Source organism: Apilactobacillus nanyangensis (assembly GCF_016861915.1).
GTDB classification, from domain to species: domain Bacteria; phylum Bacillota; class Bacilli; order Lactobacillales; family Lactobacillaceae; genus Apilactobacillus; species Apilactobacillus nanyangensis.
In genome coordinates this window covers 64853-82083 of record NZ_BOLX01000001.1, presented here as the reverse complement: position 1 = coordinate 82083, position 17231 = coordinate 64853, and the positions used below count along the sequence as shown (strand labels likewise).

The 17231-nt window shown below is 37.5% G+C and carries 1 protein-coding gene; it reads right to left on the bottom strand.

Translation table 11 applies throughout. The features are described 5' to 3' along the window. Positions 1 to 84: 84 nt before the first annotated feature. Entirely contained in the window at positions 85 to 17010 is a 16926-nt protein-coding gene (locus JUD45_RS00060; protein ID WP_203619413.1) for a DUF5776 domain-containing protein, read from the bottom strand. Positions 17011 to 17231 lie beyond the last annotated feature (221 nt).

Genomic DNA, 17231 nt, shown 5'->3' with positions numbered 1-17231 from the left:
TATTTTCTGGAGTAAAACTCCAAATTTAGACAAAAGTATAAAAAAATACCCGTTAGGAAAAATCCTAACGGGTATTTTTAGATCCTATTTAATTCTGTTAACCCAGGTCTTATTTGAAGTGATATATTCACCATTCCCAATATAGAATCTGGTAATTCCATAGAATCTAGCCACGCTTCTTACTCGAATCAATGTATTCTTTCTGAAATGTTTAATTGCATTACGTCTAGTGAACTTCTTAGCATAGTGAACTAAGATGCCCCTATTTCTGATGACACGAATTAGCTTAGTACGACGAACGTAATATGCTGGAATTGTGCCCTTAGCATTGATGTAGCCAGGCTTGATACGGTATTTAATACCATTCTTAGTCTTAACTATTCTCAATACCTTGTATGCGTTAGCTTTATTTCTTGGTCTCTTAGAGAAGTACTTAACAGCATTCTTACGAGTGAAGCGAGTATTTACGTAAACTCCACGTTTGTTTGTCCAGTATACGTAAAGTGGTGCTCTCTTCTTAGCAAGCGCAACATAAGTCTTGTTAGAAGTTACATATTTACCATTACCGATGTATAGGCGTGTAATGTTGTGATACTTAACAACCTTCTTGACGTGGATTAATGCACCACGACGAAGTCTAATTACATGTTTCTTTCCGTAATGGAACTTCTTAGATGTGTGAATCAATACTCCAGTCTTTCTGATAACACGGAATAATGGATGGTTAGTACGGTAGTAAGCATCCCTAATGTACTTATTCAATGAAATGTAACCACCATCAACCTTTAATCTTGGGTACTTGTTTTGAGCTAGCTTAAAGCCACGAACCTTGAAGACATGTGCTAAGTTTCTTGGTTTCTTAGCGTACCCCTTAACTCTGTTAAATACTGTTAAGTGTTCAGAACTGTGAACATATAGACCTCTAGTACTGTATACATAAGTTGGGATAACTCTTCTCAACTCTTCCTTATAAGCAGCCATAAATCTACTAATGTATTCTTTATCCTTGCCCTTGAAACTTGGAACAGGAAGGAATGCATCTGCTTTTTTCTTAGCTGCTTCCTCAGGAGTTAATCCGTCATAACTCTTGACTGAATCAACATGTAATGAAGTGGTTCCATCAGAATTAATTACAATACGAATAGGTGTGTTTTCATTTTCAGTGTACAAATGACCATTACCGTCATTAGTTACTGTTGTCTTCACAACGATTAATGAACCATCATCATTTACCTTAGCAACAACTGTTCCTTTAATTGATGACTTATCTTGTCCATCTAAGTTGACATTATCAATTGTAATAGTGCCATCAGGATTTACAGGGTATGAGTTAGCATGATAATTTCCATTATTATCTCTTATAGCGGTAGTACCTGCGGGTACTAGGAACTTGCCATCTGACGACTTAGTTGGATGAGTAACAACAATATTTCCATTATCATCACCACGAACAGAAAGTCTTCCAATTGAGTTAGTATCCTTATCATCACTATCGAAATGAGCGCCATCAATGATACTATCAGTTGGAGTCAAAACAGGCGTTTCAGGAACATCTTCATGATTTGCAAATGTTTGACCAGTAAATCCTGGAACATCTGAAACAACAGTCTTACTACCGTCACCGTTAACATGAACGTGAGCGTTATGAATGTCAACAGGACCATTGGCTCCAGCTTTGGCAGCTATTGGAGCATCTTGATCAATTGGAGTAGCACTAACGTGGTATTGAACACCACCCTTACCGTCTGAAACAACGGTAATTGGTTCGTTAGCATCTGCTCTGTATGCTCGTTTTGGATTAGTTGGATCATTAACAACAGTATTATCCTTCACAGATAAAGTACCATTTTCCGAATCAACCACTGCTACTAAATCACCTTTGACTGACTTAGTTGGGTCAGTCTTATCGTCAAAGTGAGCATCTGAAATTGTTACTGTACCATCTGGATTGGTTGGTAGCAAGTTACCACTTACTTGATAACTGCCATTTGATGGATTCTTTGTCACATCAGATTTAGCAGGAACCATGTAGTAGTTATTATCATTACCCATTACGATTTGATTTTTAACGGTCACAATATTTCCTTGATCATCAACCTTAGCGACTAACTTAGTTTGAGCTCTTGGAATACCGTTTGCATCATTAACATCGGCATTATCAATCACAACATTATCATCTTTATCGATTGGTAATGATTCAGCATGGTATTTACCATCATCACCCTTTTTAATAACTGTTCCAGCAGGAACCATACGTTTACCATCAGTAGACTTGGTACTATGAGTTACAACAATATTACCATTGTCGTCACCCTTAACTGGTAAGTCATTGAATGAACCTGTATCATTTCCGGCATTATCAAAATGAACATCAGATGCTGTATCATCTACTGGTGTTAGAACCGGATTATCTGGAACACTTTGTCCATTTGGAACAACGTATCCCTTAAATCCAGGAACATTTGAATTGATGTTCATACTACCGTCACTATTGTAGTGAACAGTTGAGGATGCAGGGACAACAGGGCCGTTTATACCAGTTTGAGCATCAACTGGATAATCTTGAGCAAGCTTAATTGCATTCACATGGTATTCCACGCCGTTATTACCATCAGATTTAATAATGATTGGGTCTCCGGCATTTGCCTTATATACAGTGTGTGGATCGTTTGGATCAGTAACAACAGTAGTATCTTTCATTGTTAGCTTACCGTTTTGATTATCAACAGTCGCTACAATCTTAGCAGGAACAGATTGACTAGGATTATCATGATTATCGTAATGGCCGTTGTCAATGGTTACAACCCCATTATCAAATGGCAAGCCGTTTCCAACAACCTTGTACTCATGAGTACTTGGGTCTTGAACAATTGGTGTACCAGCAGGAATAATGTATTGCTTATTATCATTTCCTTGAACAACTTGGTCCTTAGCAGTAGTTAAGTGTCCATTATTGTCAACTTTAGCTACAAAATCATGCTTTGCCTTATTTTTACCTTGATTATCTTGGACGTTAACATTTTGAACTAATACAGTTCCATCGGAATTAACTGGTAACGATGTACCATGATAGCTACCATCGTTATTCTTAGCAATTATAGTTCCCTTAGGAATCATAAATTTACCGTCTGATGAAGTAGTGTTTTGAGTAACAGCAATATTTCCATTATCATCACCACGAACCGGAACATCACCGATTGAGTTAGTGTCTTGACCATTATGATCAAAGTGAACATTCTTAGCAACATCATCAACAGGAGTCAATGTTTCATTTGAAGTGTCAGCATTATTATCCAATCCCTTTTGACCTTGGTATCCAGGAACATCTGAAACGATATCCTTGGTACCATCACTGTTGTAGTGAACGTGTGCTGAATCGTTCACTGGTTGTGAATTTTGACCTGGTTTAGCAGGAATCTTTTGGTCTTGTTGAATTACCTTAGAATCCACATGGTATTGCGGATTTCCGTTATCATCTCTTGAAACAGTGATTGAAGTATCCTTATCAACTTGATATGCCTTACTTGGATTCTTTGGATCAACAACTACCTTAGTATTAGCAACAGTAAGCACTGGGTTGTTAGCTGTACCGTCACCGTTATTTTTTACGTTAGCAATAATTGAACCTAGGATTGAGCTGGTAACATCACCAGTCTTTGAATCCTTGTTATCCAAGTGAGCATTATCAATTGTAACTGTACCATCTTGGTTAGTTGGAAGTTTGTTTCCAGTAACTGTATAACCAGCAGCATTTAGACTAGCTTGATTTTGGTTCTTGTTTACAGAAGTTCCCTTTGTAACAACATAGTAATTACCATCAGAACCTTTAGAAATAGAATCCTTGGTAGTCGTAATGTTGTGATTATCATCAGTATGAACTGTTAATGGTTGACCAGCGGATTGAATGCTTCCGTTAGCATTAGTAACGTCAGCCTTCATTGGACCGTCGGTTGGATATACGGAAACAACATATTGATCGTTGCCTTGGCTATCCTTAACCTTTTGAATAGTAGTTCCGTTAACAAAGTTGTATCCATCTGGGTACTTGTTAACCGCATTACCAGCTTCATCGGTTCCATTGTAAATTGGTAGACCGTCTCTTTGAGTGTAAGTGACAGTACTATCACCAGGCTTAGTTACTTCTTCGCCAGTGTAGATGTTAACGAATTTAACATTTCTTGAACTATCAATTGGTGCGTTATCAATGACATGAATTGGTGCATTTGGATTCTTATAATCAATGGTTTGAGTACCGTAGTTATTCACCTTATAACCATCGTTGGCGATACTACCAGTCTTAGGTAATGTTGCGTTCAAGATGATTCCAGTAGTCTTATCAACAATTACTTGAGTAGCCTTATCAGGATTTTGACCATTATTATCATTAACCATTGTGACGTTCTTCATCACTTCAGTATCATCATTAGCAACTAATGAGTAGGTACCATTGGGATTTCTAGTAATCGAAGTACCATCATCAGCTTGATATGCCTTTGAGTTTGGTTGATCCACAATGTGAACACCCTTACTGTCGTCTGAAGATAATGACAATGCCCCAGTGTTTAAGTCAATAGTAGCCTTGACATCTTTAGAAGCTAATCTATTACCAGATTCGTTGTTAATAGCAGTATTTGGAAGTGTTACCGTTCTACTATTTGCATCATATGGATATGATGCAACAGTCCAATTACCATTTGCATCCTTAGTAACCTTAGTTCCAGGTAGGATAATACGTCCATCAGTGGTAATAGTTGGTTTAGTAACTTCAATGCTACCATCAGATTGACCCTTAATTGATAGGTTATTGATAATCTTACCAGTGTCATTACCGTTTAAATCAGCAACGTGAACATTATTCAATGTTGCGTCCTCTGGTGTTAATTGAGGTGTGGACTTGATGGTATCGTAGTCATTTGGTAAGTTCTTTTGACCTGCGAAGCCAGGAACATCGGAAACGATATCCTTGGTACCATCGCTGTTGTAGTGAACATGTGCCGCAGCGTCCTTAATTGAACCTTGGTTACCAACTTGTGCTGGAATTGACTTATCTTGCTCTAGGGTTTGAGCAGCAACATGGTATTCAGTATTACCATTTGCATCCTTAGTCATTGTAATTTGAGTTCCAGTAGTTACTTGGTAAGCCTTCTTTGGATTGTTTGGATCAGTTACTACCGTGGTATTAGCAGCTGTAATCTTACCAGTATTAGTATCGATGTTAGCTTGAACTGGATCAGTAACTGAAGCATTATCACTGTTGTCAAAATGAACGTTATCAATCAAACCATTACCTGGAATCTTTGTACCAGCAGTTTGGAAACTAGTTTGACCATCGGAAGTGATAGCTGTGACCACCGGAGTACCCTTTGGAACAGCATAGTAATTACCATCGTTACCTTGTGAAATCACATCCTTGGTCGTTGCGATTGATCCATCGGAATTTGTGTGAACAGGAAGAGTTTGACTTGTGTTACGTGCTGTACCACTTTCATCATTTACAGTTGCGTTATTGATTTGACCATCAATTGGGACAACTGGAACGATGTACATCTTCTTATCAGTATCATTTTGATCATTGTTTGGATAGCCTTCAACAATAATTTGGCGACCTTGTGCATACATGTAACCATTTGGAAGTGATTCAACTGCACTAGATGCATTTGAAGTTCCAGCACCAATTGGCATGTGGTCATTATCATTAACCTTAATTGAGTAATGACCACCATCAGTTGACACAGTTTGGTTAGTGTAGATGTTAAGGAAGGAAACATTACTGTTGTTGTGGTATGGTGCGTTATCGATAACAACAATTGTTGCATTGTCATTAACATTCCCTGAAGCATTACTCCATTCCACAAGTTGATTAGGTTGATTGTATACTTTGTATCCGGCATTTTGGTTACCACCAGTGGTTGGCACAGTTGCGTTAATAATATTGCCAGTCTTCTTATCAACATATGCAACCCCAATTCCAATTGAACTGTTAGTCAAAGTATCTAATAAGTTTGCATTATTAATTACGGCTGTGTTATCAATAGTTGTAACTGAGTAACCGTTAGGTCCCCTGTCAACAACAGTTCCAGTGTCTGCCAAGTATGCATGGTTACCATTAATAGCATCAACTGGAGTTTGAACAGTGATAACCCCAGTATTTGGATCGACCTTACCAGTAATCGTTTGGTTCCCAATGACATTTCCATTTGGATCCTTAATTGGAACATTTGGTAATGTGATAGTTTGGTTACCAGCATCATATGGGTATGAGTTAGCATGTAGCTTACCATTACCATCAGTAGTTACTGGTGTGTTAATAAGCACAATACTATTGCCATCATCACTAAGGCTGGAGTTAGCTGTAGTTAAACCACCATTGTCATCACCCTTAACCTTTACGCCACTAGCAGTTGAGCTAGTTGGGTTACCGCTTGGATCATTTAGATTCAAGTTAGCATTAGTGGTTGTCGGTGTTAATACTGGGTTATTTGGAATATCAGTAGTTCCAGCAGGAAGTGTAGTTCCAACATAACCTGGTTTATCAGAAACAATACTAATTGTTCCATCATCATTAACGTGGGTATGGGCAGCGTTTGCTTGTGGTTGTGAGTTTTGACCTGGCTTAGCTGGAATTGATTGATCTTGGGCGACCTTAACAGCACTAACATTGTATTGACCATCTGAGTTAGCATCCTTAGTTGATCTGTAAATGGTTGAGCCAGCTTGAGAAATAAACTTATTACCATTACCGTCATCACCTACAGTGGTGTTTGCTAATGTAATGTTACCATTAGCATCAACCTTGGCTTTCACACTTTGGGTTACAAATGTGCCATCGTTAGCCTTCAAGTTAGCATTATCAATGTTAAAGGTACCATCTGAGTTAGTTTGATAACCCTTCGCATGGTATTGGCCATCTGGACCCTTCGCCATGGTAGTTCCAGCAGTAATAACGTACTTGCCATCAGGAGAGGTAACTGTCTTAGTTACAGTGATGCTACCGTCATCATTACCTCTAACTGGTAGATCAGCAGTAGTGTTAGTGGCTTGGCCACCGAAGTCCACAGTAACGCCCTTAGCAATATCATCTGATGGTTGTAATACTGGATGACTAGTATCAGCATCTAATGGAAGACCAGTAGTACCCTTGAAACCAGGAACGTTTGAAACCACATCCTTAGTATTGGTATCTGGGTTAATCACTACCTTCGCTCCATTAGGTACAGTTTGACCATTCTTACCAGTTTGAGCATCAACAGTGGTGCTTGCCGGAATTTGAACAGCATCAGCATGGTATTCAATATTTCCATTTTCAGCCTTTGGCGTTACAACTGTACCAGGGTTAACTTGATAAAGATTACCATCGCTATCCTTAACAACTGATGGTTTAGCAACAGTAATAGTACCAGTTTTATCATCAATCTTAACGGTCATTGGACCTGGGTATGAATTACCATGGTTGTCATATTTACCATTATCAATATTAAACGTGCCGTCATTATTAGACTTGATTTCATATCCTGCAGCATGGAAAGTGCCTGTTGTTGGATTTTGGACTACGTTAGTTCCTTTAGGAACGAAATAATAATTAGGATCATTATTATCACCTTTGGTTACATGGTCTGCTGAAGTTATAATAGTTGCACTTTGTCCATCGCTACTTACTGTCACAGGTAAGGTGGTAGTAGCTTTTTCTTGACCATCTGGTCCATCCACTATGGCAGTTGGAATAGATGTGTTTTGTGGAATTACAGACACTATATATTCTTTAGTTCCATTATCATAACCAATAGTTTGGTTAGGATCATAAATATAATTATTAGGTAGTGATGGAACACCTTGTGCCCCCTTAGCATTTACAACGGATTTATATACATCTTTAGTACCATAGTATACTGGCAAACCAGTAGCACTTGTTACTTTTATCCAATATGTGGTATTTCCAATCTCATCTTTAGTTAGCATTTGCTTAGTGTATGCATTCATGAATCCAACTGGTGTGTAATAATCAAATGGTGAATTGGCTGTAACTTTAACAACCGCACTATTATTTACCGTGCCATCAGGATTTTTCCAACTGATAGTTTGTGCTGTTTTATCAGAATCTTGTGCAATTTGATATCCTGCATTATATGGACCTTTTCCATTTAAGCTAGAGATATCAGCATGAGGAAGAACTTTGTCAGTAGTTGTATCCACATTCACCTTACCAGTACCAACAACTGGATTACCAGAAGCAGTATCAGTCAATTGTGCATTATTAATAGATACATATGAAGATTGACTAAAAACCTTGTAACCATTACCGTCTTTAACAACTTTAGTTCTATTGTTAGCTTGGTAGGCAGTTCCGTTACTATTAATAATAGTATGAACACCTTTACCATCTGGCTGGTTCAATGTGAGTTTACCAGTATCTTTATCTACAGTTGCTGTAATATCCTTATGATCAATAATATTACCTTTATCATCGTATATTGCAGCATCATGAATAGTTACTGTTCCATTTTGGACTGGCAATGTTTGAACATGATAATTACCATTAGCATCCTTAGTTACAGGAGAACCTGGTAATGCTACTTGGCTACCATCTGAAGTGTAGATAGTTTTGGTAGTAGCTAGGTTACCCTTGTCATCACCCTTTACTAGTAAACTGCTAAATGTCTTACCAGTATCATTGCTTTGGTTATCATCAGCATGAACATTGCTCAATGTAGTTTCTGCTGGATGTAATGTTGGGTTACTTGTATCTGCCGTAATTGGTAGGTTCGTGTCACCTGTGTATCCTGGCACATTAGATTGAACAGTTTGAGTACCATCAGAATTGATGTGAATGGTTGCACCATTTGGTACACTTTGACCATTTTCACCAGTCTTAGCGGGTACTTTTTTATCTTGTTGAACCTTGGTAGCAGGTACATTGTATGCTGGAGTCCCATCTGAGTTTTTACCAATATTAACTGATGTCTTATCAGGAACAACATAAACATTGCCCTTGCTATCTGTTTGGGTTTGACCTCCAGCGGTTGATAAACTACCGTCTGAGTTAACGTGTGCTTTAATTGGACCAGTTACACTGGAACCATCTTGACCATTGTACTTGGTATTATTCAATGTAACTGTTCCATCTGAATTCAATGGAAGTGAGTTAGCATGATAGCTGCCATCAGTGCCCTTAGTTACTGGTGTATTAGCAGGTACGAAGTAGTTATTGTCATTTGAGGCCTTACCAGTTACTACGGTGATGTTTCCTTTATCATCACCTTTAATAGTCAAGTTATCTGTAGTTGAACCAGTAGATTGACCATTTCTATCATTCTTAACTCCTGAAATAATTTCAGTAATTGGTTTTAGAATTAATGAACTAGTATCAACGTTACTTTGTATTGTCATTGATTTTTGACCATTATCCAAACCAAATCCAGGTACATTAGATGTGATAGTCTTTTGGCCAGTGGCTGGATCGACCGTAACGGTAATTGCATCTTTAACGACTGGACCATTTGAACCAGTTTGTGCTGAATAAGTTTGTGTTAATTTTTCGGCTTTACTATCAACATGGTATTCAGTTTGACCATTTTGATTGGTTTCGACATGAACATTACCACCAGCAGGAGTGGTATAAATCGTGTCATTATTACTTGCAGAAGCTGGCTTTTTAACTGTCAAAGATCCATCTGAATTAACAGTAACTTGAACTGAAGCTGTTGTCCCAGTATCTTTATTACGATGATTGAAGTGTGCGGGGATCGTTGCAGTTTGTGTATTGCTGTCATATGGAAGACCTTCAATCGTAGCTTGACCATTATTAACAGTTACTTTAGTTCCTGCAGGAATGACATACTTGCCATCTGAACTTATTGTGTTGGAAGCAACCACTGTATTCCCATCTTCATCGGTATTAACCGGAACGTTAGAAGCGGTTACTCCTGTGCTTTTACCGTTATTAGTAATAGTAGCTGTACCAATACCGATTATTTGTCCAACCGTGTTATATCCTTGACCAATTGTATTAGGCTGATTGGCATTAACTAGATTACCATCATTAACCTGGTAAGTATTACCATCAGTACCTTGAACTGTGCTTGGATTATTTGGAGCATTGACTGTTGTAGTACCATCATCATGACCTTGAACGGATACATTAACCGTTCCTACCTTATTACCATTGCTATCATGGACATCTAATGTAGCTTGAGAAATTGTCGGTGTTACTACGTAGTTATTACCAGTACTATCTCTTTGTAAACTGGTTGCCGTGAATCCAGGATTATCTGGCGTAATATATGGACGTCCACTATTACTTGAATGAATGGTTCCTAGACCTACTTGAGCCCCAGTGGATGTAACCACCGGTGCGGTAGAACCATCAGCTGGAAGACCTAATACGACGTAGTAATAACTATCGTTAGGACCAGTGCCATCGTGAGCCTGAATCATATTATCTAGGTTTCCAAACGTATCATTGTAGGTAAGCTTGGTTTTACCATCATTTTCAGTTACCTCAACATGAGCAGTAATGCCATCAGTATTTGCCAATGCAATAACTCCGTTTTGTTGTTGCGGAGAAACGCCTTGAATTTCTAGTAATCGATTAGGATAGTAGCTGCTGGCTGAACCCAGAATGTTAACAGCAATGGATTTACCAGTATCTTGGCCACTAATTCCGTCTACTACATGAATATTAGCAATAGGATTTGCCCCATTATCAAGGATTGGCGATACAGTGAATGCACCATTCGACATGGTGTTAACATTACCGGAATAATATCCAGGCAAATTAGGCACTATGGTAGTACCATCCGACTGTACAATTCCCGTGAATGGAAGCAAATAACCATCTGATCTTATCAGTGGAACTCGGTCGCCGGCTTTGTAGTTACCATTACTCTTTTTAATGGTAATCGCTGGAGTACCATTTTGAATAGTAATATTAGTCCCTTGAGGAATCACGTAGCTGTCATTACCATTCGTAAAGGTCGTACCGGAAGTTACACTAGAAGTTCCATCTTCATTACCTTGTGCAGAAACTGGTACGGTACCCACTTTTTTACCAGTATCGTCATCATACACATCAACTTTAGCAGAAACTGGATTATTAGATGGTGTCATTATTGCGTTACCATTATTATCTAATTGAGCTTCTTTTGAAGTGTTAAAACCTGGTAAAACTGTTGTGGCTTGAATGCCACCAGCACCATTTGAAGTAATTGTAGCTCCTCCACTAATTGAACTACCAGAATCTGTTACTGCACCAACGTTTTTAGAACCGGTAAATGTTGGTGTAATCGTAGCAATTGCTTGTTGTGGATTATTAGGATCGGCACTAATCTGTGTTCCCGGAGTAACTACATAGGCACTATTAGGATTACTTGAATCTATGATAGTATCATTGCCTTCGACACTTTTAATGGTGGATGTTCCATTTGCATTTCCTTGAACAGTTGCGGTAATAGTACCCACAGTTTTACCAGAAGGGTCTTGGATCGTGATAGTAACATTGTTGGTAGTTGTAGGAGTTAGAATTGCATTACCATTTCCATCCTTTGTAGCTGGAGTTGAACCTACAAATCCAGGAATATTAGAAGTTGAAGTTGTCCGTCCGTTATTATTAGTAATCACTGCCCCAGCAGAAATTTGATTACCAGAAGGAGTAACCGCACCGACATTTTGGTTTTTTGGTGCAACTGGATTCACAGAAATTACTGGTTGGCCATTTTGCACCGTAATGGTTGAATTACTATCAACGGGATAGGTATTGCCTTGTTCATCAGTAATTTGAGTAGAAGTATCCACCTTAGTAATACTACTGGTTCCATCATTATGACCTTGGACATCAACCGTAGCATTTCCGACTACTTGTCCTGTTGATGAATTAACCACCGGAAGTGTCACGTTAGTAGAAGTCGTTGGTGTTAAAACAGTGCTGTTACCATTCTTTTGTACCGGATTACTACCAGTAAATCCTGGTACATTAGATTGACTAGACGAATTACCATTTTGATCAGTAACAACCGTAGCTCCTCCGGCAATAGGGCTGCCATTAGGAGTCACTGCAGTAGTATTAATTGTCTTGGTGTTATCAACTGTTGCAGTTACAGAAGCACCTTGGTAAACGGTATTATTAATAATTGGATTAATTCCGCTACCGGGAGTAACTTTGTATTTCTTACCGTCATCACCAGTAACTTCATCTCGACCATTAATAGACTTAATGATTGATTGACCATTAGCCTGACCTTGTACCATTACATCAACAGTAACTGGTTGGCCGTTCTTGGTAACTTGATTGCCATTAGCATCATAAACATTTACCTTCGTACGAACTGGAGTATCAGATGGGTTAACCACATCTTTACCATTACTTACAGAAGTCTTAGTAGGTGCAAATCCTGGTAAGTTGGTAGTCGTAATCACGTTTCCATTAGCATCAATGGTTCTAGTACCACCACCTGCAACAGATGAACCATCAGCAGTTTGAACCGACACGTTGGTTTTATCTAATGTCGCAGTTAATTTAACATGATAAGTTTGAACCCCATTAGCAGCTGTAACTACACCAATCTTAGTGCTTGGGTCGATTACATATTGCACGCCATCATTTTTACCAGAAGGAATCTTAGTGGTCTTAGTAGCATTCACCCCACCATTAGCATTACCAATCACTTCAATTTGATGAGCAACGATTCCGGTAGGGTTACCATTAGCATCATCAATATAAACATCGGCTAATCCAGCTTGTGGTACCACGGTGTACATTCCTGCAGAATCTGGAGTGATTCCGTTGGGATTCGTTACGACTGCATAACCTGGTAAGTTAGGTGTAATTTGCGTAATTTTTCCATTATTATCGACTGTTGCAGTACCAGCAAATGGTAATTGACTTCCATTAGTGGTATCTAAAGATAATTGTGCTCCATTTTGCATATATTGTACTTCTGGCACTAATACATCATATGTTTTAGCGTCATATTGAGTTAGTGGTGTCTTACTAAAATCAAGCACATATCCTTTGTTATTTGTTGAAACGTTATTCTTTAAGATATTAATTTGATCTCTAGCTTGAGAGAAGTTGTTAGTATCAATGGTCCCATCTGCTAGAATTGAATCTCCCGGAACCGAAGTAACCCCAATCAAGCGGCGTTTATTCGTACCCAATCCTGCATATACTCGAATCGTTTTAGCATTAATCAAACTGCTTTCGGCATTGACACCTGCATAATCAGAATCATTAAAAGGTGTAATGTTTTGGTTATTAACTGAGAATGCACGATATGCAGGTTCAGGAAGTGGATCACTAGAAGTCTTATTAGTATAGTATTGTGCTTCTGATTGATCTGAGTCATTTAAGTGAGCAAGTGTATTACTAATATTAGCTAAGAAATCATTAGCTTTAACCACTGATGGAACAGAATATAAGTTATTATCAGTAGTTCTTAATAACTTCCCACCATTGTCAACAACACTGTTATAACCATCTACATTAGTTTGATAACTATTATTTGATGGACGAAGCGTACTAGTTACACTAGCAATTTGTTGACGTGAAGCACCTTGTGAAGAGTTTAATCCGGTGGATAGGAAAGTATTTAAGCGAATTCCGACTGTATCTAATTTCTTAACGCCTAGGTTTACATCACCACTAAATAATATTGAGCCATCACTTTGTTTAACAGAATTTGTATTGTCCAGCGTAATTGTCTCGTACAAATTTTCATTATTACCATTTTGTTTATACATATTTTGGTAGCTATCTTCATTACCGTTAGTTCCAGCATCAAAACTACCCGTAACAAAATGGACGTCAACTTGTTTGGATTGTGGATCTTGACCTTGGTTATTCATTTGTGCATCAAATTTAGCATGATAATAACCATTAGCATCCACATACGTAGATAAGTTGTTGATAAATTGAATTGAAGGAGCTCCACTTAAATTAATAGAAGTATCATTTCTGGAGTTTTGCCCCGATACAATTTTAGGATTATTACCATTTAATTGATTATCAATCTTATCTGCAACCTTAGGATTATTTGCAGCAATATTAGATACTGTTTTACCCAATGCATTCGCAATGTTAATAATTGTTGACTTCAATGACACGGCCGAAGAAATATTAGCTAGACGTTTCTTAAAGTCATTCATTGACATTCCCGCAACTTCTGCAAAGGTTTGTCCATTTAAATAAGTTTGTTGGCTCTTATTGTTCCAACTACTGTCAGAAAACATTCCAATTCCAGTTGCTTTGGAAACGTCAGATTTCCAAACTTTATTAATTGCAGTGTTAATATCTTCTGGAGTTGGATTATCCCCATGCTTATTTTTATCTGGGTTATATGCCCCCACTGCTACACGTGAACTATTATTAGTAACAAAATTACCATTACCTACTTGTTCATCAAATGATTGCTGATATCCAATAATGTCTTCGTACAATTGAACATAAAGTCCTAGATAGTCCAAAGCGCTATCAAAACTAGCTCCATTATACGTAACTCCGGTATTAGGAATTAATTTCCAGGTATAAGGATAACTAAAACTAAATTTATCTTTACTGTACTGATCAGAACTTTTGTATCCATTCGTAACCCCATTAATGTCTTGGAAAATTTCATTACCAATCATCGAGGAATCTGTCTTACCTGCAGCAACTCCATTACGACGATAATGATAAATATATGGATTAACTAAATAACCACTGGAGGTCTTAACACTGTCGATGATATCTTGATCTAAAACGGCACCAAAAACGTCAATTGAAGATAAACTCAACTTAACTCCATCAGCTCCGGTTGTTGTTCCGGGAGTAACGTTTAAATTAATATTAAATGCTTTCGGATTAAAGGCAACAATTGGCACATACGCGAAACGAATAGGTTGACCCTTAGAACCAGTGTTCATATTAACGTTCATGGATCCGTTTTGTAAGACGGTGATTTGACTCATTGATGGTTCACGGCTTCCTCCACCTTTAAGCATGTTCGAGTATGGCCCATAAACAAATGCATAATAAAGGCCTGCATTAGCTTGATCGGAAGTTTTAGCATCAACGTTAAAAATTCCACCACTTAGTACTTGCATTCCATGACCTAGCCAAATAACGGCGTCGGTTCTTTTTGAATTAGGATATTGAACTCTCTTATCTAAAGAAGTAGGAAGGACGCCGTCAGGAACCACCACATTTAAAGTTCCGCTGATAGTGACGTTTCCACTGTCTCCGCTGCCCGTATCTTCAGGCTTAGCAACGTTACCCACTCGAATAGCATTTGTGTTATTAGAAAGGGTTAAAGTCACCACTGCACCTTGATGAATACTAATATTACCGTTAGCCATAATTGCGTAACGAGGTGTTTTTGATGGATCCAAATGATTAGGATCTTTAATTAGTTCTTTTTTTAGATTTTTGTTATAAACATAATTATCTAATTCCACGGGATTTAACTTTAATTGAGCACCTTGATTAACCACGATGTAGTTGGCAGATAGAGAATTAAAGTTATATTTAGCGTTATCACCAATTACGATTTTTCCACCGTTAGAATTAGTATCAGCTACATCTAAATTACTGAAGGTAATTGATCCATCACCATTAGTTGAACTATCAGTGGTAGTAATGTTTGCACCAATAATGTAGTTACCATTCCCTTGGGTAGGATTAAATAAATTATTGAATCCACCAACATAACTGACATTGTTGTAACCCACAAAACCGTCACCATTAACCGTGTATGATGTATTTAAACTACGGATGTTTTGAATAACAATGTTGTTATTCTTATTAGATTTGTTAAAAGTGTAGCTTCCTGATAAATTATATTGACCTTGTCCATCAACAATAACATTACCTAAATTATCCATAGTACCGCTAGCAGAAATATTAGCAGTTAGGACAATTTTATTAACGGTACTCGTTGATGAAGCATATAATGCCTTTTGATATTGCGCAGCATTACTTACATACACAATTCCATTATTAAAATTATTAACCGCTTTATCATAGGCACTTTGATATTGGTTTTGACTACTATCACTGTTATGAACTGGCATTTTAGTAGAATCTGGTGAAATGTTGTATCCACCAGTATTAAAGTTGTTCGATGCATCAAATTGTTGTGAAAGTGCCTGTCTAGTTCCTACATATGAATTATCATAAATTGGTAATAGGTTAGCTGCAATTGAAGATCTATTCTTACCTGATGTAGGTACATCACTATTGCTTTTAATAGCATCATCATATGCCATATCTGCCGTCTTCTTAAAATCGATTCCGTATTGGTAGGCTGTGTATAAAAACGAATTTGTGTTATTTGCAGCTGCTTTCACGTCATCATTAGTGGAAGAAATCATATTCTCCGCGGTGGATTTAGTCTGATCCGCTTGTACACCCTGATATGCAGCAGTATATAAATCCTGGTTATTGCCCCCATTAACTGAACTTGAGTTATTTATCTTGCCAGCATATGCATCATGAATCCCTTTATTAATAGAATTTGTGAAATCTGTATATTGATCTTTTGTTCCATTTTGACTACCGTACAAATTTTGCTTAAATTGATTAGCAGTATTTGCATCAGCATTACTTTTTACATCTACCTTATTACTGGATTCATCTTGAGCATCACCATCTCTATATGATAGTTGATTACTGTTATCAGATGTCTGCTGTGTATTACCAGTATCGTTCTTTTTGTCATTAGCGGTTTGGTTGCCACTAGAGTTTTGATTATCGTCGGCATTTTGGCCATCGCTAGTATTTTGATTTCCGTTGGCACTTTGGCCGTCACTAGTATTTTGATTTCCGTTGGCACTTTGGCCGTCACTAGTATTTTGATTAACACTAGAAACATGAGTATCTGGATTGTCCTGAGCACTTGCTTTAACATCATGTGACATCAAAGCCAATGATGTCGCACCAAGAAGAGCAAACGAAGATAATGATACAACTACCCATTGTTTCTTTACCTTTCGTAAAATTTTTTTATCGTTTGTCTTTTGAATTTCATTCTTATTATATTGCAAAAGAAAACATCCCCTTTATTTCTAAAACCACATCTTGATATAGATTAAAAAACTATATACAAAATATCCAATTAAAAATTTTATATATTATATAAAAAGTCAATAATGAATATATAAATGCAATCAGAGCAAGCGTTTATATATATAAGACGTAATTTTATATAATATCTATACAAGATTATTTTATTCCGTTTATACTCTTTAGTTAATAACATTAAACT